The 19,605-nt window shown below is 73.7% G+C and carries 15 protein-coding genes; 8 read left to right on the forward strand and 7 right to left on the reverse strand.

Annotation, left to right across the window (positions count from 1 at the left end):
- Window positions 1-9: 9 nt before the first annotated feature.
- Window positions 10-1,401 carry a glycosyltransferase 87 family protein gene (locus tag ACI3ET_RS14480; RefSeq protein ID WP_405033780.1) on the forward strand — a complete coding sequence of 464 codons (1,392 nt, stop codon included), beginning with the start codon at window positions 10-12 and terminating at the stop codon, window positions 1,399-1,401.
- On the opposite strand, the gene ACI3ET_RS14485 is transcribed toward ACI3ET_RS14480, so the two are convergent.
- The 3 genes from ACI3ET_RS14485 to ACI3ET_RS14495 are packed head-to-tail and all read right to left on the reverse strand — an operon-like array spanning window position 1,319 to window position 5,818.
- Window positions 1,319-3,700, reverse strand: a complete 2,382-nt coding sequence (locus ACI3ET_RS14485) for an acyltransferase family protein (protein WP_405033781.1) — start codon at window positions 3,698-3,700, stop codon at window positions 1,319-1,321. The two genes, ACI3ET_RS14480 and ACI3ET_RS14485, sit on opposite strands and share 83 nt — an antisense overlap.
- Entirely contained in the window at window positions 3,697-4,314 is a 618-nt protein-coding gene (locus ACI3ET_RS14490) for a hypothetical protein (protein WP_405033782.1), read from the reverse strand. Before ACI3ET_RS14490 ends, ACI3ET_RS14485 begins: the two co-directional genes overlap by 4 nt.
- Window positions 4,307-5,818: a CCA tRNA nucleotidyltransferase gene (locus ACI3ET_RS14495; RefSeq protein ID WP_405033783.1), complete on the reverse strand. Its 1,512-nt coding sequence runs from the start codon at window positions 5,816-5,818 to the stop codon at window positions 4,307-4,309. Before ACI3ET_RS14495 ends, ACI3ET_RS14490 begins: the two co-directional genes overlap by 8 nt.
- 133 nt (window positions 5,819-5,951) lie before the next feature.
- Here ACI3ET_RS14495 and ACI3ET_RS14500 point away from each other — a divergent pair, with 133 nt between their 5' ends.
- The 7 genes from ACI3ET_RS14500 (at window position 5,952) to trxA (ending at window position 15,689) form a co-directional block, all read left to right on the forward strand.
- Complete coding sequence (locus ACI3ET_RS14500; RefSeq protein ID WP_405033784.1) at window positions 5,952-6,434, forward strand: NUDIX hydrolase; 483 nt, start codon at window positions 5,952-5,954, stop codon at window positions 6,432-6,434.
- 7 nt (window positions 6,435-6,441) lie between these two features.
- Window positions 6,442-8,901 carry a DUF6049 family protein gene (locus ACI3ET_RS14505; protein ID WP_405033785.1) on the forward strand — a complete coding sequence of 820 codons (2,460 nt, stop codon included), beginning with the start codon at window positions 6,442-6,444 and terminating at the stop codon, window positions 8,899-8,901.
- Window positions 8,898-12,653: a lipid II flippase MurJ gene (locus tag ACI3ET_RS14510; RefSeq protein ID WP_405033786.1), complete on the forward strand. Its 3,756-nt coding sequence runs from the start codon at window positions 8,898-8,900 to the stop codon at window positions 12,651-12,653. The genes ACI3ET_RS14505 and ACI3ET_RS14510 overlap by 4 nt, the downstream gene beginning before the upstream one ends.
- Before the next feature lie 31 nt (window positions 12,654-12,684).
- Window positions 12,685-13,248 (forward strand): RNA polymerase sigma factor SigM, encoded by a 564-nt coding sequence (gene sigM / locus ACI3ET_RS14515; protein ID WP_405033787.1) that lies wholly within the window; start codon window positions 12,685-12,687, stop codon window positions 13,246-13,248.
- 151 nt (window positions 13,249-13,399) lie between these two features.
- Entirely contained in the window at window positions 13,400-14,209 is an 810-nt protein-coding gene (locus ACI3ET_RS14520; protein WP_405033788.1) for a hypothetical protein, read from the forward strand.
- A 137-nt stretch (window positions 14,210-14,346) separates the two neighbouring features.
- Window positions 14,347-15,351 (forward strand): thioredoxin-disulfide reductase, encoded by a 1,005-nt coding sequence (gene trxB / locus ACI3ET_RS14525; protein WP_405033810.1) that lies wholly within the window; start codon window positions 14,347-14,349, stop codon window positions 15,349-15,351.
- 14 nt (window positions 15,352-15,365) lie between these two features.
- Window positions 15,366-15,689 carry a thioredoxin gene (gene trxA / locus ACI3ET_RS14530; RefSeq protein WP_405033789.1) on the forward strand — a complete coding sequence of 108 codons (324 nt, stop codon included), beginning with the start codon at window positions 15,366-15,368 and terminating at the stop codon, window positions 15,687-15,689.
- Between the two features lie 87 nt (window positions 15,690-15,776).
- Here the strand turns inward: trxA and ACI3ET_RS14535 are convergent, their stop codons facing one another.
- The 4 genes from ACI3ET_RS14535 to ACI3ET_RS14550 form a co-directional block, all read right to left on the reverse strand.
- Window positions 15,777-16,826, reverse strand: a complete 1,050-nt coding sequence (locus ACI3ET_RS14535) for a ParB/RepB/Spo0J family partition protein (RefSeq protein WP_405033790.1) — start codon at window positions 16,824-16,826, stop codon at window positions 15,777-15,779.
- Complete coding sequence (locus ACI3ET_RS14540) at window positions 16,823-17,917, reverse strand: ParA family protein (protein WP_405033791.1); 1,095 nt, start codon at window positions 17,915-17,917, stop codon at window positions 16,823-16,825. Before ACI3ET_RS14540 ends, ACI3ET_RS14535 begins: the two co-directional genes overlap by 4 nt.
- Window positions 17,918-18,046: 129 nt before the next feature.
- Window positions 18,047-18,778 (reverse strand): 16S rRNA (guanine(527)-N(7))-methyltransferase RsmG, encoded by a 732-nt coding sequence (gene rsmG / locus ACI3ET_RS14545; protein ID WP_405033792.1) that lies wholly within the window; start codon window positions 18,776-18,778, stop codon window positions 18,047-18,049.
- Between the two features lie 25 nt (window positions 18,779-18,803).
- Entirely contained in the window at window positions 18,804-19,517 is a 714-nt protein-coding gene (locus ACI3ET_RS14550; RefSeq protein WP_405033793.1) for a Jag family protein, read from the reverse strand.
- Between the last annotated feature and the right edge of the window lie 88 nt (window positions 19,518-19,605).

Raw genomic sequence — 19,605 nt, forward strand, 5'->3', positions numbered from 1 at the left:
CTGTCCACCATGCTGGTCCCCCGCGAGCGCACCCGCCGCGACGTCCCCTACGTCGTACCGTCGTGGAGCGACCCCGTGGTCGCGCGTCTCACCGGGGTCCTGGGCGGACCGGTCGGACGGTATGCCGTCACCGGCGCCCGAGGCCTGACCGGGGTCGCGGCAGCCCTCGTCGCGCTCGGGGCCACCATGCTCGCCCTCGGGGTCTGGCAGAAGGGGCACTGCCTCCTCAAGGGCTGGAACACCCCGGACCAGTTCTGGCGCGCCTGCTACTCCGACCTGCCGGTCGTGCACGTCAGCTCCGTGCTGGCCCAGCGCCAGCTGCCGTGGGCCGCCGAGGTCCCCTCGACCCAGCCGCCCCTGTCCGGGCTGGCCATGTGGGTGGTGGCACAGGTCTCGCCCCGGGCGGGACAGGACGTCGCGGCCCAGCAGTGGGTGTTCGTGCTCTGGACGCTGGCCGCCGTGGTCCTCCTCGCGGCCGCCGTGCTGGCGGTCGTCGCGCTGCAGCCGCGCCGTCCCTGGCAGGCTGCGCACCTGGCGGTCAGCCCGGTCGTGGCCACGCTCGCCCTGGTCTCCACGGACCTGCTGGGGGTGTCCCTGATGCTGCTGGGGCTGTGGGCGTGGCAGCGCGACCATCCCTGGCCCGCGGGCATCTTGCTGGGGGTGGCGCTGCTGGTCCGACCGTTCCCGCTCGTGGTCGTGGTGGCGGTGGTCCTCGTCGCGCGGCGGCGCGGCGACCTGCTCGCCGGCGCGCAGGTCCTCGTGGGGGCCGTGCTGGGCGCCCTCGCCGTCCTTGTCCCGCTCGTGCTGGTGGAGCCGCGAGCACTGGCCCCGCTCCGCGACTGGTGGGTGCAGGGCGCCGGCTACGGCGCCCTGCAGATGGTGCCGCGCCTGATGGGCACGCCCCTGCCGACGACGGCGACGACCGTGGTGGCCGTGGCCGGCTGGGTCGTGGCCGTCGGCGTGGCGGTCCGCGTCTCCTCGCGACGGCGGCGGCGGCACCGGCACGCGGCGCCCCTGCCGGGGGTGGTGCAGCTGAGCGCGCTGATGATGCTCGTCGTCGTGCTCACCGCCCCCTCGCTGTCCGTGCAGTCGGGGCTGTGGCTGCTGCCGTGGCTGGCGCTGTCGGCCCGGCCCTGGTGGGAGCACCTGGTGTGGGCGTTCGTGGAGACGCTGCACTTCGTCACCACCTGGCTGCACATCGCCTTCGCCACCGACCCGGGTCGGGGACTGCCCCCCGAGACCTACGCCCTGGTGGTCGCGCTGCGCTCCGCCGCGTGGGCGTGGGTGCTGTGGCGGGTGTGGGACGAGCCCGACCGGCTCAGCCCGCGCCCAGCAGTCCGCCCTGCTGGAGCAGCGCACCGGCCGGCTGCGGCAGCAGCGACGCCGCCACCAACGGTCTGACCTGCTGCTCGACGAGGTCGGTGAGCGACCGGACGTAGGTGGCCGACAGGTGGTTGCTGTCCCGCCAGACGACCACGCCGCCGAGGACCGGCTCGCAGGCCTCCGTCGGGCAGACGGCGTCGTTGAGGTCGACCACGGGCAGGGCGGGCCGGAGCGCGACCAGCTCCGACTGACCCGTGCCTGCGCGGGCGAGGGCCTCCTCCCGGTCGAAGACGCACTCGGTCGCGGCGTCCGGGTGCTCGAGCAGGCAGCCCGGCACGTCGAAGGGTGGGCGGGGCACGTCCCGGATCAGCGCGGTGGGCATGCCCTCGTCGCTCAGCGCGTCGATCCGTCGGCCCAGCGCCTGCGCCATCTCCTCGCCCGGCACGTCCGAGTACGCGGCGGAAGACATGAGGACCAGGTCGGGGTCGACCTCGACCAACCGGTCGACGACCTTCTCCTGGTAGGCCATGCACTGCCCGTGGGTCGGCGAACGGTCCTCCCGGTCGACCTCCAGGCCGTCCACCGGCGGGCACGACGACTTGGAGACCGTCAGGACCCGCCACCCGCGCTCCCGCCCGATCTCGTCCAGCGCGGTGACCCACATCCCCGCGTGGCTGTCGCCCAGCAGGGCCACCGTGACCACGCCCTCGGGGTCGCCCGCCTCGCAGACGCCGACGGTGGTGGACGTGAGCCCGGCGAAGCACCCCTCGGGCTGCATCACCGGCCGGTCGTCAGGGACCTGCTCGAGCGGGACCGCGAGGTCCGTGAGCCGGTCCGGCATGGGGGTCGGCTCCACGTCCTCCCCCAGGGTCTCCTCCGAACCCAGGTCCGAGCCCAGGTCGGAGGCCGGCGCTCCTGCCAGGCCCTCGTGACCAGCGGCCGCCGACCCCAGCACGCGGCCGGCGGTGGCCCCCCGCGCGGCCGCCGAGTCGCCGCCCGCGACGAGGGTGCCCGCCCCGACGGGGGCACGCACCTGGTCGACGACCTTGGGCGTGCGCCAGGCGACCGCGTCGGAGGAGGTGGAGGGCGGCGAGAGGAGCATCATGGTCATCCCGAGCAGCAGGCCGGCGAGGCTGCAGTTGAGCCCCAGCCGCAGCGTGCGCCGGGTGACCAGCGCGGGAGGCAGCCGGGAGGCCAGGGTGCGCCCGTGCACCCTCACCGGCTCCTCGACATACCTGAACGAGAGCCAGGCCGGGACCACCGAGACGAGCACCGCGAGCAGACCCCAGTGCACCGGCAGGGATGCCGGACCGCCCCGGCCCACCTGCGCCAGGGAGGCGGCGGCCGCGACGAACGGCCAGTGCCACAGGTAGAGGCTATAGCTGATGCGCCCCACCCACTGCATCCACCGGGCCCGCAGCAGCAGCACCGGGCCGAGGGTGCCGGCGTTGAAGCCGGCGAGGATGACCAGGGCGGTGCCGCCGGTGGGCAGCAGGGCCCAGGCCCCGGGGAAGGGGGTCGAGGCGTCGATGGTCACGAGCGAGGCGGCGATCATCGCCAGGCCCACCCATCCCACCAGCGCCGCCAAGGGGCGGGGGACGTCCGCCCAGGCCCGGGCGGCGAGAGCCACCGCGGCCCCGATCATCAGCTCGTAGACGCGCGTCGGGGTGACGAAGTAGGCCTCCGGACCGGCCGTGCGGGTCCACCACACCGACAGGGCCAGCGAGGCGAGCAGCAGCCCGACGGTCACCATCCACGACCCGGTCCGGAACACCTTCGCCCGGCCCCTGGCCAGGAGCAGGACGAGCAGGAGCAGGACCGGCCAGACGATGTAGAACTGCTCCTCCACCGCCAACGACCAGTAGTGCTGGACCGGGGTCGGGGCGCGGCTCAGGTCGAGGTAGTCCACCGAGCGCTCCGCGAGCCGCCAGTTGACGAGGTAGGCGGCCGAGGCCACGACGTCGCCACCGATCTCCGTCCACCGGGTCCGCGGGATCACGGCCAGGGTGATGACGACGGTGCCGACCAGCGCCGCCAGCGCGGCGGGGAGGAGCCGTCGGGCGCGGCGGGCGTAGAAGCGACCGAGGTCGATCCGACCGCGCTCGCGCGCCTCCTCGAGCAGCAGCGCGGTCATCAGGAAGCCGCTGACCACGAAGAAGACGTCGACCCCGACGAAGCCGCCGGGCAGCAGCGGCACGCCGGCGTGCCAGAGCATCACGCCGACGACGGCGATCGCGCGCATGCCCTCGATGTCCGCGCGGAAGTCTCGTGGCACCGGCGGCACCCTCAGCGCGTGCCGGGCAGCGCGCAGGGCGCGCACCCCGGCTCGGCTGGTGGGGACCTCGTCGGCGGGTGCGGTCACGGAGGTCTGGCTCATCCGACCGTCCGGGGGGTCGTGCCCGGGGTGCGCACGTCCGCCGGTCGGCGCTCCCGGCGCGCAGCGACGCTCTCACCGGCCAGGGCGAGGACCACCGCCGCCGCACCGGCCGCGAACCACCACCACGCCCGGTCACCGACAGCCCGGGTCGGGACCTCGGCGGGCGCCGCGAGGGTCAGCCCCTCAGGGTCCTCGGTCAGGGCCAGCGCGGCGGCGGTGTCGGCCGCGAGGGCGGAGAGTCTGGGGTCCGGCGTCACGGCGGTCACCAGGAGCACAGGCTCGCCGGCGCGGTGGTCCACCGAGGCGCGGATCCGCCCGGCCCACTGCTCGTCCAGCTCGACCTCCTGCTCGACCCGGTCGGAGAGGTCGGTGCGGCTCAGCGAGACCGCGGCCACCTCCGCGCCGCGGTCGGTGCTGGCCTCGAGGGTGGCGGTGGCGGCATACCGGTCGGGGCGGAGGAGATCCGTGCCGGCCGCGACGACCAGGGCTGCGAGCACCAGGGTGAGCCACGGCAGGGAGAGCAGCCGGTGGGCCAGCGACAGACGCTGCGTGTGCCGGGCCCTCACCCCGGCCTGGGAGCGGTACTCCGCGCGCGTGAGCGGTCTGCTATCCATCCTCGGACTCCAGCTGGGTCACGGCCTCCGGCTGGGTCACGGACTCCGGCTGGTCGGCCCACCACTGCAGGAGGGCGGCCCGGGCACCCTCCTCGCCGAGCGGGCCCTGGTCCAGCCGGACGGCCAGGAGGTGCTTGTAGGCGCGCCCCAGCACCGGCCCGGGGGTGATGCCGAGCGCCTCGGCGATCTGGTTGCCGTCGAGCTCGGGCCGGACTGCACGCAGCTCCTCCTGCGAGCGCAGCCGCGTGATCCTCGTCTCGAGGTCGTCGTAGGTCGCTGCGAGCCGCGCCGCCTTGCGCCGGTTGCGCGTGGTGCTGTCCGAGCGCGTGAGCCGGTGGAGGCGGCCGAGCAGCGGACCGGCGTCGGTGATGTAGCGACGCACGGCCGAGTCGGTCCACTCCCCCGAGCCGTAGCCGTGGAAGCGGAGGTGCAGCTCGACGAGGCGGGAGACGGACCGGACCGTCTCCTTGTCGAAGCGCAGCGCCCGCAGGCGGGCACGGGTGAGCTTGGCACCGACGATCTCGTGGTGGTGGAAGCTGACGCCGCCATCGGGCTCGAACCGGCGGGTCGCCGGCTTGCCGATGTCGTGCAGGAGGGCCGCCAGCCGCAGCACCAGGTCGGGTCCGGGGACGGCGTCCTCGCCCTCGGCGCCCGGCGCGTCCTCGAGGGCGATCGCCTGCTCCAGGACCGTGAGGCTGTGCTCGTAGACGTCCTTGTGCCGGTGGTGCTCGTCGACCTCCAGCTGCAGCGCCGGGAGCTCGGGCAGCATCTGCTCGGCCAGCTCGGTCTCCACGAGCATCTCCAGCCCGGCCCGCGGGTCGGGGGCGAGGAGCAGCTTGACGAGCTCGTCGCGGACCCTCTCGGCGGAGATGATCTCCAGGCGTCCGGCCATGTCGGTCATGGCGGCGACGACCTCGGGGGCCGGGACGAGGCCGAGCTGGGCCACGAAGCGGGCCGCCCGCATCATGCGCAGCGGGTCGTCGCTGAAGGACACCTCGGGGGTATGCGGTGTGCGCAGACGCAGGGCAGCGAGGTCGGCGAGGCCGTCGTGAGGGTCGACGAAGAGGAGCTCGGGCAGCCGCAGCGCCATCGCGTTGACCGTGAAGTCGCGCCGGACCAGGTCGTCCTCGAGGTTGTCGCCGAAGGCGACGACCGGCTTGCGCGACTCGGCGTCGTAGGCGTCGGCCCGGTAGGTGGTGATCTCCAGGACGTCGTCCCCACGACGGGCCCCGATGGTGCCGAACTCCCGCCCGACGTCCCAGGTGGTGTCGGCCCACCCGGCGAGGACCTCCTCGATCTGCTCCGGCGAGGCCGAGGTGGTCAGGTCGAGGTCAGGGGACGGGCGGCCGAGGAAGGCGTCGCGGACGGGTCCGCCGACCAGCGCGACCTGGTGGCCCGCCGTGCCGAAACGCTCCCCGAGATCGGTCAGCAGCGGCAGCGTCGGGGTCAGGTGGTGCATGGCCCGCAGGAGCAGGGCGGCGTCGGTCGAGGTGGGAGTGGGCATCGCCCTCCAGGGTAGGCGACCCGGGCCGCCACCCGCGTGGCGATGCCAGAGGCCCGGTCCGGCTCCCGCTCGGATGTTGCGGCAGGCGCGGCACATCGGTCGTGACCGCAGTCTCACTGGTTACAGTGGGTGGATGACGACCGCCTCACGACACCAGCCGTCCGCGCGACGACTGCCGTCGGTGAGCGAGACGTCCGCGGGGGGAGTGGTCATCGACGTGTACGAGGGCCGGGCCCGGATCGCCATCATCGCCCGGCGCAACCGCCTGGGCAGGGTCGAGTGGTGCCTGCCCAAGGGCCACGTGGAGCCGGGCGAGACCCTCGTGCAGACGGCAGAGCGCGAGGTGGCGGAGGAGACCGGCATCGAGGGGCGGGTCCTCATCACGCTCGGCACGATCGAGTACTGGTTCACCACCCCCTCGCACCGCATCCACAAGATGGTGCACCACTACCTGCTCGAGGCGACCGGCGGCGACCTGACGGTGGACAACGACCCGGACCAGGAGGCGATCGACGCCATCTGGGTCCCGCTCGACGAGGTCCACCGCAAGCTGACCTTCCCCAACGAGCGCCGCATCGCCCGTGAGGCCTGGCAGCGACTGACCCGGAGCGCCTGAGCTCGCCGTGAGTCCCGCAGCCCGCCGTCGAGCGTGGGCGGACCGGTCCCGGGCGCGGGCGGCCGCTGCGCTGGCCGCGATGACCCTGGTCGTGACCGCCGGCGTGCCCGCCGGCGCGGCCCTCCCCACGCCCCTCACGGCATACCCCTCCGCTCCCGTGGTCAGCGCGGACCCGGTGACCCCGGAGACGGAGGACGGACCTGGTCTGCGCATCCTGCTCGACGACGTCGACCCGACCGTCGCCCGACCGGGCGAGCCGGTCGTCCTCCGGGGGCGGGTGGTCAACGACGGCGACCGCGTCCGGCGGCTGAGCACCGTGGACCTGCGCGCGGCGTGGGCTCCCCTGCGCAGCCGGGCGGACGTCTCCGCGTGGGTCGGGGGGACCGACGCGCGGGCGACGGACCGGGTGCTCGGGGACGACGAGGTCGGGCCGGTCGTGGCCCCCGGGGCGGCCATCCCGTTCACCGTCAGCGTCCCCGAGAACGTCCTGGACCCTGTGCAGGACGGAGCGACGGCGCTGGCGGTGGAGCTGCGTGCGCAGGAGGAGGACGCCGACGGCACCAGCGCCGAGGGCGTCGAGCTGGTCACCCTGCGCACCGTGCTGACCGTCGGCGACGACCTGGTCCGCGAACCGCTCGACCTGGCGTGGGTGGTGCCTCTGACCCTGCCGGCGGACCCGGCCCTGTCCGACCCGGATCCCACGGTGCGGCGCCAGGCCTGGTACGCCGCGACCGGGCCGGGGTCCCCGGCCCGGGCCTGGCTGGCGGGCCTGTCCCCGCTGCCGGACGTGACGTGGCTGGTCGACCCCGCGCTTCTCAGCCCCGGCCCCGGGCCCGCCGAGCTCCGCGGCCCCGACGGGGAGGGCACGGGCGTTGACGGGACGGGCGAGGAAGAGGGCGCGGGGGAGGACGGACAGGAGACCGGGGGCGGCGAGGGCCCGGTCGAGGACGCGCAGGAGACCGTGGACCCCCCGTCCGTGCCGGCACCCGCCCCGGGCACCGAACCCGAGGGCGACGGGACGGCGGTGGTCACCGACCAGCGGCTCGACGCCGCGCTCGTGGAGCTGGCAGGGCGGCTGGCCCGCGTCGAGGACGACCAGCTGTGGTGGCTGCCGGCCGGCGACGCGGACGTCGCGGCCCTCCTCGAGGTCGGTGCCACGGGTCGGCCCGACGCCCAGGCCACCCGCACCCAGGACCTGCTGGGGACGCTGCCCGAGGACGCCACTGCGCAGGTCCGACGACTGACGTCCCGAGGGCGCGACGACGTCGTCTGGCCGGCGCTCGCCGCCCCGTCCGTCCGCGACGTCACCGCGGTCGACAAGCTCTGGTCGGCGCGCGAGGGCACTCCCGAGGGGGCGGCAGCGGTGCTCCTGCCCCGGGAGTCGGTCTCGGGCTCCTCGGCCGAGCCGGTGGACCACGCGGCCGTCCCGCTGACGGCCCCGGCGGGGGTCACCGCTCTCGCCGCCGACTCCCGGGCGGGTGCCCTGCTGGCCGGGGCGGACCAGGCCGCCGCCCGACGCGGCGCGGGCGCGGTCGCGCAGCACCTCCTGGCAGACACCCTCACGGCATACCTGGAGGATCCCGGGACGTCCCGCTCCCTGCTCCTCGCGCCACCCCGCGGCACCGTGGTGCCCGAGGAGGTGCTCGCCGAGGTGAGCGACGGCCTGGTCGGCGCGCCGTGGCTGGACACGGTCCACGCGTCGGCCCTGCTCACGCAGGCGCAGGCCGGCACCCACCGCCACGAGCTCACCGGGACCGCGCCCGACCCGGAGGTGCTGGGCGACGCAGCCGTCCTGCTGGACCCGGCCCCGAGCCCGCTGACCCCCGACCGGGTCCGCAGCCTCGACCGGCTCGCCGTCGACCTCGCCGGCCTGTCCCAGGTGCTCGAGGAGGACGGCGCGCCGCAGTCCTGGGAGCCCGTGCTGCGGTCGCTGTGGTCGACGCGGTGGCGCGCCGCCCCGGACGACTGGGACTCCCTCTGGCGCGGCCTGCGCACCCTCACCGGCGCCGTGCGCTCCCAGGTCCACATCAACCCCAGCACCATCAACTTCTTGTCCGACCAGGGGATCATCACGGTGACCGTCGTCAACGACCTGCCCGTCGCGGTGGAGCAGCTGCAGGTCGAGCTGGTGCCCGACAGCACCCTCCTGCAGGTCATCGAGCAGCCGGACCCGGTGTCGGTGGGGGCGCAGAGCCGGGCGACGCTCTCGTTCACGGCCCGCGCCCTGCGCCGCGGGGAGACGACCATCGCCGCGTACCTCACTGCACCCAACGGCAGCTCGCTGGGCGACGACGCCGAGGTCACCGTGCGCGTGCAGCCCACCGGTGTGTGGATCTACTGGGTGCTCGGCGGGGTCGGCGGGGTCATCCTCGTCCTCGGTATCGCCCGTGCCCTGCGCGCCACGCCACGGGCGGCCGCAGCAGCCGCCGCGGCAGCCCGCCCGACCGTCCCGGGGGGCCCGTCGTGACCGGCTCGTCCTCCGCCTCGCTCGCCTCCTCGAGCCTGGTGATGGCCTCCGGGACGCTGGTGTCGCGGGCCCTCGGCCTGCTGAGGGTCTCGCTGCTCGTGGCCGCCATCGGGCTGGGCAACCCGGCCCTGGACATCTGGCAGGCGGCCAACACCCTGCCCAACACCATCTACGTGCTGCTGGCCGCCGGGGTGCTCAACGTGGTCCTGCTCCCCCAGCTCATGCGGGCGATGGTGCGGGGCGAGGAGGGCAAGGACTACACCGACCGCCTGCTCACCCTGGCGCTCGCCGTCCTGGTCGGGGGCACGGTGCTGTTCGTCGCCGCCACCCCGCTCATCACCAAGCTCTACAACCTCAGCATGCCGTGGGGTAGCCCCGAGCTCACCCTGACGATCATGTTCGCCTACCTGTGCGTGCCGCAGGTCCTCTTCTACGGGGTGCACACGCTGCTCGGGCAGGTCCTGGCGGCGCACCACCGGTTCGCGGCGTTCATGTGGTCGCCGGCCCTGGCCAACGTCGTGGCGATCAGCGGGATCCTGCTGTTCATGCGCCTCTACCCGGAGGCCGGGCGGATCGGGCTGCAGGAGTGGACGCCCGCGATGATCTGGCTGTTGGCCGGGTCCGCCACCCTCGGGATCGTGGTGCAGGCGGTCGTGCTGGTGCCCGCGGTCCGCCGCACCGGCTTCCGCTGGGCCCCGCGGTGGGGGTTCCGTGGCGTCGGCCTCGGCTCGGCCTCGCGGATGGCCGGGTGGTCGATCGCGGACATCGCGCTGAGCCAGGCCGGGCTGCTGCTCGTCTTCAACCTGCTGGCCTGGGTGGTCGTGCGAGGTCGCGAGACCGGCGAGAGCTTCCCGGCACGAGCCGCCTACGACAACGCCTACCTCATCTTCATCCTCCCGCACTCCCTCATCGCGCTCTCTCTCCTCACCGCGATCTACCCGGTCCTGTCCCGCGCCGCGGCCGAGCACGACCTGTCCGGGATGGCCCAGCACACGGCCCGCGGGCTGCGTCTGCTCGCCACCGCGATGGTGCCGGTCTCGCTGGCGATGGTCCTCTTCGCCCCCTACGTGGTCCGGATCATCTTCCCGCGCAACGCCGACCCCCAGGCGATGGCGCCGATCCTCATGGTCCTCTCCCTCGGCCTGGTGCCCTACGGCCTCTACCTGCTGTGCGCCCGTGTCTTCTACTCCTTCGAGGACGCCCGGACCCCCTTCGGCTTCCAGATCGCCATCACCACCGTGCTCGTGCTGGTGCTGGCGGTGACGCTCACCCAGCCGCCCTCGCGCGCGGCGCTCCTCGTCGCGGTCGGCCAGGCGCTGGGCCAGACGACCGCGGCGGTGCTGGCCCTCCGCGCCGTGCGCCGCCGTCTGCCCGGTATCGACCTGCGCGGCGTGGTCGTGACGCTCGGCCGGGCGGCGCTGGCGGCGGTGGTGGCCGCCGTCCCCGTCCTCGTCCTCCTCGCCCTGCTCCCCGGCGCTGCGCTCTCGCAGGAGGACGCCCAGGTCGGTGCGTGGCTGGGTTCGGTGCTGACCGTGGCGCTGTGCGGGCTGCTCTACCTCCTCGGGTATGCCGTGCTCGCCCACCGTCTGGGGGTCGCCGAGCTGGCGGAGGCAGCCGCCCCGCTGCTGCGCCGGCTCCCGGGTGGCCGGGCGCTCGCCGCGGCGGTCCCGGCGCCGGAGGACGGCGCGCCACGCGTTGCGCAGGGGGCCGGGGGACCCGAGGAGGGCACACTAGGGTGGGACGACGCCCGGACGGGGCGCGACGGCAGTGGGAAGGACCGCGAGATGGACCGGCTGGAGGTGGGCACCCGCCTGGGCGAGCGCTATGCGCTCGACGAGCTTCTCGCCCGGCGCGAGGGCGGCACCCTGGACTACTGGTCGGCCCGCGACGTCACGCTCGGCCGCCTCGTCGCCGTCACCGTGCTGCCGTCGACCGGCGACAACGCGCAGGTCGCGCAGGCGGTGATCGACGGGGCCCGGCGGGTGGCCGCCGTCGACGACCCGCGGCTGGTCCGGGTCCTGGACGTCGGTCAGGAGGAAGGGCTGTGCTGGATCGTCGAGGAGGGCCTGAGCGAGGCCGAGTCTCTGGCCTCCCTCGTCTCCGAGGGACCGCTGCCAGCCGAGGAGGCCCGCCGGATCGTCGGTGAGGCCGCAGCAGGCCTGGAGTCGGCGCGCCGACGGGGGCTGCACCACCTCTACCTCAACCCGCACTCGGTGCTGCGCACCAGCGACGGCACCGTCAAGATCTCCGGGGTGGGCGTGGCCTCCGCCCTCGAGGGCACGGACGACGTCACCGCGGTCGAGGCCTCGCTCATCGACACCGCCGACCTGGTGTCGCTGCTCTACACCGGGCTCACCGGACGCTGGCCGGGCGAGGAGCTGCCGGGCCTGCGGTCCGCGCACCGCCTCTACGACGGCTCGCTGCCGGCACCGTCCGAGCTCGTCGGCGGGGTCCCCGGCGATCTTGACGCCCTGTGCCGGGCGGTGGACGGCCCAGCCGCCGACGCGGACTCCGGCGTCGCACCCCATACCCCGGGTGAGGTCGCCCGTCAGCTGGCCCCCTGGTCCTCGGAGATGGTGCGCTCCACCCGTCCAGCCTCGCTGGCGGCCCCCCGCACGGCAGCGCCGGACGAGGCCACCACCGGTGCCCTGTCGGCCCATGCGGGGGCGAGCGCCGCGGCCATCGCCGCGCACCCGGCCGACACCGAGCACCCGGCCGACACCGGGCGCGAGGACGTCGTGGGCGTTTCCGGGACCGGGTCCCACGCCGACCCCGACCGGACCACCGTGGTGCCGCGTCCCCCCCGGGACGGGGTCCCCCAGACCGACCCGCTCGCGGGTGTCCGGCCGGGATCGGGCCCCACGGACGACCGGGCTGACGCTCGCACCCGCCCCACCACCGCTGACCTCCTCGGCGTGCACAGCACCGGTGATCGGCCCTCGTCCCGGCCGGCTCGTCCGGGAGCGGAGCCCGTCACGGCCGGTCCGGGGACGGGCGGCGGCGCGGGCGGCGGCGGCGGCGTCACTGCAGGTCAGGGGCTCGCGGAGGAGCGGGGCACGGGCGCCCAGACCGCCGTTGTGATGCTGGTGCTCCTTGGCCTGCTCGGAGTGGCCGTGGTCCTGGGCTGGAGCGCGCTGCGAGGACTGACGGGGGGCGACGACCCTGGCGGCGCGGACGGCAGCCCGGGGGTGTCGGCACCGACCGACGGGTCCTCCGCCACGGCGGGCGACGACGCGACCGGTGAGGACAGCACCAGCGAGACCGGGGGGGCCACCAGCGCCCCGGAGCCCAGCAGCCCGGACGCACCGGCCGCGGACGGCGACGGAGCGACCGCTGTGCTCGGCATCACCTCCTTCGACCCGCAGGGGGACGGCGACGAGAACAACGACCTGACCCCCCTGGCGGTCGACGGTGACCCCGACACCGCCTGGACCTCCCACACCTACCTCTCCACCGGGTGGGGCGGGCTCAAGACGGGCACCGGGCTCGTGCTCGACCTCGGCGAGGGGGCCACCGTCTCCGAGGTGGCCGTGCAGCTGGGCGAGGGCGACGTCGGTGGCGCCGTCTACCTCTCCGACCAGGTCGGTCTCGACGGCGCGACCCAGCTTGGCTCGGCAGACAGCGCCACGGAGACCTGGACGGTCACCCCGGACGAGCCGGTCACCGGCCGCTATCTCATCGTGTGGTTCACCCGGGCCTGGACCTCACCGGACGGTGAGGTCGTCAGCGTCCGGGAGATCACGGTCGGCTGACCGTCGGTCGACCGGGCGGGACCGAGGGGGCATGGCAGCGGTGCAGGAGATGTCGGACGTCGACGACGCCACGCTGCTGCGCCGTCATGCCGCAGGAGACCTGGACGCCTTCGGAGAGATCTTCCGTCGGCACCGTGACCGGATGTGGGCGCTGGCGCTGCGCACCACCCGCGACCCCGAGCTCGCCTCGGACGCCGTGCAGGACGCCTTCCTCAACGCCTTCCGCCGGGCTGACTCCTTCCGTGGGGACTCACAGGTCACGACCTGGCTGCACCGCATCACCGTCAACGCCTGCCTCGACCGTCTGCGGCGCGTCCGGCCCACCTCCGACATCACCGACCTCGACCCGATGGACCCCCACGACCGCCACCACTCCGTCGACGTCCGCCTGGACGTGCAGGCAGCGCTGGCCCGCCTGCCGGAGGGGCAGCGCCTGGCCCTGACGCTCGTGGACATGCACGGGCTCAGCATCGCCGAGGCCGCCCGGGTGCTCGACGTGGCGGAGGGCACGGTGAAGTCACGCTGCTCCCGCGGCCGTGAGGCGATGGCCCGGATCCTCACCGTGGGTGGAGCCGCCGGGGAGGACCCGCCGTGACCCGCCCGTGTCGCCGGACGGGAACCCTGCGCCCCTCCCGGACGTCGTACCCGAGTGGACCGCCCCCGGTCCGCAGGCTGGCGCCGACTCCGGCGCGGCACGACGTCTGGCGCCACCATGCGCGCTCCGCCCCCTCGAAGGAGGTCCGCCTGTGACGACCAGCGACACCCCCGGTCGACGACCGGAGCACGACGCTGCCGGTCAGGACCCGGACCCCACGGGGATGCGCGACCTCCTGTCCACCCTGCCCGACCCCGGGCCGATGCCGGAGGACCTGGTCCACCGGATCGAGCTGCGTCTCGCTGTCGAGCAGGCCCATCATGCCCGCCACGGCGGGGCTGGGAGCGCCGGCGTCATCGACCTCGCGGCCGAGCACTCTCGGCGTCGCCCCGGCCGCACGCTCACGCTGCTGGGCGCGGCGGCGGCCGGCCTGGCCATCACCACCGTCGCCCTGTCCCAGCTTCCGCTCGGACCGGATGGCGTCGGTGCGGGCAGCGCGGCCCAGTACCCGTCGGGCGAGGCGGTCCAGGACGCGGACCGTGCTGCCGCTGCCGGGGACATGGCGGACGCCGCAGGTGGGGACTCCGCCGCCGCGACCGAGGAGGCGAGCCTGCTGACGGCGCCCGAAGAGCTGGTGCTCCTCGCCCCGCTGGGGACGGTCGACGTCACGACCTTCGGTACCCGCATCCACACCGAGACGACGGCGGCGGCAGGGCAGGACGCCACCGAGCCGGAGTCCGTCCTGACCCCGGCTCAGGCAGGAAGGTGCTGGGACGCGACCGGTGCCGCGGGGCTCTGGTCCCAGCGCTCCGCTGCCCGGGCCGAGCTGGCCGACGGACCGGTGGTGGTCCTCCTGGCTGTCGCGCACGACGGTGCGGTCGCCACCGCCTACCTCATGCCGTGGGCGTGCACCTCGGGCGCCGAGACGACGCCCATCGCATCCGTGCCCGTCCTGCCCTGAGTCTGGACCGGGAACAAGCGCCGCCTAGGATCGGTTCCGAGAACATCCCGTCTTCACCGCCCGTGGGCCGCGTCCCCGGCCTCCGCGCGTCCAGGAAGGACCCCATGAGCTCCCTGCCCATCACGCTGCCGGACACCATGCCAGCTCCCAGCCACACCGACGACTCCGTCCGCGAGGTCATCGTCATCGGTTCGGGGCCGGCCGGCTACACGGCCGCGATCTACACCGCTCGCGCGAACCTGTCCCCCCTGGTCTTCGAGGGTTCGGTCACGGCCGGCGGCGCGCTGATGAACACCACCGAGGTGGAGAACTTCCCAGGGTTCGCCGACGGCATCATGGGACCCGAGCTGATGATGAACATGCGGGAGCAGGCCGAGCGCTTCGGTGCCGAGCTCGTGCGTGACGACGTCGTCAGCGTCGACCTGACCGGGCCGGTCAAGCTGGTCACCGACGGCGAGGGCACCGTCCACCGCGCGAGGTCGGTGATCCTGGCGACGGGTTCGGCCTACCGACAGCTCGGTCTGCCGGAGGAGCAGGAGCTCTCGGGGCACGGCGTGTCCTGGTGCGCGACCTGCGACGGAGCCTTCTTCCGGGACCAGGACATCGTGGTCGTCGGCGGTGGCGACTCCGCCATGGAGGAGGCCACCTTCCTGACCCGCTTCGCCAGGACGGTGACCGTGGTGCACCGTCGCGGCGAGCTGCGCGCCAGCAAGATCATGGCCGAGCGGGCAGCCAACGACCCCAAGATCAGCTTCCGCTGGAACACTGCGGTCACAGCCCTCAACGGGCGTCCCAAACTGACCTCGATCACGTTGCGGGACACCATTTCCGGGGAGATCAGCGAGGTAGAGACGAACGGTCTGTTCGTGGCGATCGGGCACGACCCGCGCAACGAGCTGGTCGTCGGCCAGGTCGACCTCGACGACGAGGGCTACGTCCTCACCCAGGGCGCCGGGACCGGCACGAGCCTTCAGGGCGTCTTCGCCTGCGGCGACCTCGTGGACCACACCTACCGACAGGCCATCACCGCGGCAGGGACCGGCTGCTCCGCCGCCCTGGACGCCGAACGCTACCTCGCCGCGCTCGACGACACCGCAGACTCGTCGGCCCTCCTCGACGCCCGACCGATCTCCCACCCCTGACCGAAGGACATCCCATGGCCATCATCAAGACCTCCGACGCCACCTTCACCGAGGACGTGCTCCAGCACGACGGCCCTGTGCTCGTCGACTTCTGGGCCCCCTGGTGCGGCCCCTGCAAGATGATCGCCCCCATCCTCGAGGAGCTCTCGAAGGAGTGGGGCGACAAGCTCACGATCGCCAAGCTGAACACCGACGAGAACCCGGAGATCACCCGCCAGTACGGCATCACCGGCATCCCGACGATGAACGTCTACCAGGGCGGTCAGGTCGTCAAGACCATCGTCGGCGCACTGCCGAAGAAGAAGCTGGCGCAGGAGATGTCGCAGTTCACAGGCTGACCCCGCTCCGTCCACAGCCGTCCACACGGGTTGTCCACAACCCTGTGGACGGCTGTCGCGGTTTCTGTGGAGAACAGTGCGTGCAGGTCAGTCGTGCGCCAGGGCCGCGAGGATCCGTTCGAGGTCGTCGGGACCAGCGAAGTCCACGGTGATCTTGCCCTTGCGGCGACCCATGACCACCTGCACACGGGTCTCCAGCCGCGCCGACAGCGACTCCGCCGCCTGCTGCATCTCGGGGGTCGGCGCGCTGCGCTGCGCCGCACGCCGCGGCGACGGCGCCGTGTCACCACCCAGGACGACGATCTCCTCGACGGAGCGGACCGAGAGCCCTTCGGCGACGATCCGCTGGGCCAGCCGTTCCATGGCTGCGCCGTCCCCGAGGCCCAGCAGCGCGCGCGCGTGGCCGGCCGTGAGCACCCCGGACGCCAGGCGTCGCTGGACCAGCGGAGGCAGACGCAGCAGGCGGAGCGTGTTGGAGATCTGGGGGCGGGAGCGCCCGACCCGCCCGGCAAGCTCCTCGTGGGTGCATCCGAAGTCGTCGAGAAGCTGCTGGTAGGCGGCGGCCTCCTCCAGCGGGTTGAGCTGCGCCCGGTGCAGGTTCTCCAGCAGGGCGTCCCGGAGCATGTGCTGGTCCTCGGTCAGGCGGACGATCGCCGGGATGCTCGTCCGCCCAGCCTCCCGGGTCGCGCGCAGGCGCCGCTCACCCATGACGAGCTCGAAAACCTCCTCGTCGGAGGAGTCGGTCACCGGCCGCACCACGATGGGCTGCAGCACCCCTACTTCTCGGATGCTGGCCACCAGCTCGGCCAGGTCGTCCTCGTCGAAGACCTGGCGCGGCTGACGGGGGTTGGCCCGGATGGAGTCGATCGGGATCTCCGCGTACTGCGCCCCCGGGACCGGGGCCAGGGTCACACCGTCACCGTCTGGCCCGGGAAAGAAGGAACTCCCTGGTTTGGCGTGGACCCCCTCTGTCGCAGCGTCGTCAGCGCCCCAGGTGCCTCGTGGGCCGTTTCCCGTGAAACCGTCCGTGGGTACCGCGCGTGGGAAGAACACGTCCGAGGGCCGGTCACCTCCTGGTGCTGCGGTCGGTATGAGGGCTCCCAGACCCTTGCCGAGTCCTCGACGTCGCTCGCTCATGCTCGAACCTCCTGCTCCCGCATCTCTGCGGCGGCTTCCAGATAGGACAGGGCCCCGGTGCTCGCGGGGTCGTAGGTGATGACGGTCTCTCCGTGACTCGGAGCCTCGCTGATCCGCACCGACCGTGGGATCGCGGCTCTGAGGACCCTCGGGCCGAAGTGCTCACGGACCTGACCGGCGACGTCAGCCGCCAGCCGCGTCCGGGCATCGAACATCGTGAGCAGGATCGTGGAGACCTGCAGGTCGGCATTGAGGTGCAGCTGGATCAGCTCCACGTTCTTGAGGAGCTGACTGAGCCCCTCGAGCGCGTAGTACTCGCACTGGATCGGGATGAGGACCTCCCGAGCCGCCACAAAGGCGTTGACGGTGAGCAGACCCAGGCTGGGCGGGCAGTCGATCAGCACCAGGTCGATCTCCTCGGCACCGGTCTGCGCGTCGAGGTAGGCGGTGAGTGCCCGGCGCAGCCGGTTCTCCCTGGCGACCAGCGGGACCAGCTCGATCTCCGCCCCGGCGAGGTCGATGGTGGCGGGTGCACAGAGCAGGCCCGGCAGCTGGGGGCACTCCTGCACGACGTCGGCGAGCGGCATGCCGTCGATGAGGACGTCGTAGATGCCCGGCGTCCCGCTCCGGTGGTCGATGCTCAGCGCGGTGCTGGCGTTGCCCTGGGGGTCCATGTCGAGGACGAGCACCCGCAGCCCCGCCTCCGCCATGGCGGCCGCGAGGTTCACCGCCGAGGTGGTCTTGCCGACCCCGCCCTTCTGGTTGGCGACGGTCATGATGCGGGTTCCCGACCAGAGGTGCCGGGGGGCCTCGGGCGGTGCTGCCGTGGTTTCCCGTGAAACCGTCGAGGCCGTCACCCCAGCACCGAGGTTCGAGATCGAGGCCGGACCTGTTTCCCGTGAAACATCGATGTCCCCCTGCAGGGACGTCTGGCCGCCGGACCCGTTGCGCGCGGTCGGCCGCGACCGCGCACGCTCCGGCGATGACGGCCACCCCAGGGGGCTGGTGGTACTAAACCGGTCGAGCTCGCGGGGATCGGCACCGGTGCCTCGGGCAGGCCACCCGAGCACGCCATGGTCAGTCATCGTCATCAGGGGACCATCATCGCTGATCGCCGGGCCCCGACCAAAGGCCCCACCGGCGATTCGCCGCCGGTGCTCGGTCTGGCGGTCGCCCCTCCGCTGCCGGGCCGGGGCGGTGAGCTCAGCCAGCGTCGGCCCTCACCGCTCCCGGGTCGTGCTTCGTCGCCTCGCGCGTGCAGACGTGCTCTCGCTTCGCCGACGAGCGGACCGGGGCGGGACGACGTCCGGGCGCACGATCTCCACGACACGCGCCGGCTCGCTGACCCGGTCGACCCCGACGACGCGCACCTGGTGGTGGGTCACTCCGAGCGACAGCAGCAGGGGCTCGACGCTGCGCAGCTCCTCCGCCGCAGCCTCGCCCTTGAGCGCCAGGAGCCGGCCGCCGGGCGCCAGCAGCGGGAACGACCAGGCCACGAGCTTGTCGAGGGAGGCGACAGCACGCGCCGTCACGACGGGCGCAGTGAGGTCGACCTCGTCGGCACGCCCCCGGTGCACCGTGACGTTCTCCAGCCCGAGCTCGTCCACGGCTCTCGACAACCAGGTCGTGCGCCGCAGGAGGGGCTCGACCAGGTGGACGTCGAGGTCCGGGCGGACGATCGCGAGCACGAGCCCGGGGAGCCCCGCTCCCGAACCGATGTCCACGACCCGCTCACCCTGCTGCACCAGCGTCTCCATGACCGCGCAGTTGACGAGGTGGCGCTCCCACAGGCGGGGCGCCTCCCGCGGGCCCACGAGGCCGTGCGAGATCCCGGTCGTCGCCAGCAGGTCGGCATACCGCCGGGCCAGCGGCAACGACTGGCCGAACACCAGTTCGGCCTCCTCGGGCGGGTCCGGTGCCCTGCTCGGTGCATCCAGACCCTGCCCGTTCATGGCATCAGGCCGGCCGCACGCAGGATCACGAGGCTGGCAGGATCACGACGTGCCTGGACGGCTCGACGCCCTCGGACTCCGAGTGCAGTCCGGCAGCGAGCACCTCGTCGTGCACGACCTTGCGCTCGAAGGCCGTCATCGCCTCCAGCTCCTGGCGGACCCCGGACTCCTTCACCTCGTCGATGGCGCGGCGCGCCGTCGTGACGAGCGCGGTCCGACGGTCGTCGCGGTAGCCGGCGACGTCCAGCATCAGCCGGCTGCGCTCCCCGGTCTCCGCCTGCACCGCCAGCCGGGTGAGCTCCTGGAGCGCGTCCAGCACCTGACCCCCCGGCCCGACGAGGCGACGGGGCGCCACACCGTCCTCGGAGTCCACGATCGCGACGGCCGCGCGGTTGCCCTCGATGTCCACCTCGAGGTCGCCGGAGAGGTCGGCGATGTCCAGCAGCGCCTCGAGGAAGTCGGCGGCGATCTCCCCCTCACGCACCAGCTCCGCCGTCCTCGCGGGGGCCCGCTCGCCGGCCGGCACCACCGTCTCCTCGTCCTCGCCGTCCTCGACCGGCTCGCCTGATTCGATCGCCGTCTCACCGACAGCGTCGTCGGCAACGTCGTCGCCCGCAGCCTCGGCGGTCTGCACCGTCTCGTCCTCCCCCAGCGGCGTCCCCGGCTCGGCAGGGCTCGGCACCTGCTCGACGTCGGCGGGGGGCAGGGTCTCGGCGGTGGTCTCGGGGGTGGTGCTCATGGTGTCTCCTCGAATTCTTGGTGCTCGGGCTGGCGTCGTGTCGAGGCCGCAGGCCCGGGCCGGGGTTCGTGCAGGGGCGCAGCGCCTC

The sequence above is a fragment of the Ornithinimicrobium jinqii genome (assembly GCF_045032595.1).
In the GTDB taxonomy this organism is placed as follows: Bacteria; Actinomycetota; Actinomycetes; order Actinomycetales; family Dermatophilaceae; genus Ornithinicoccus.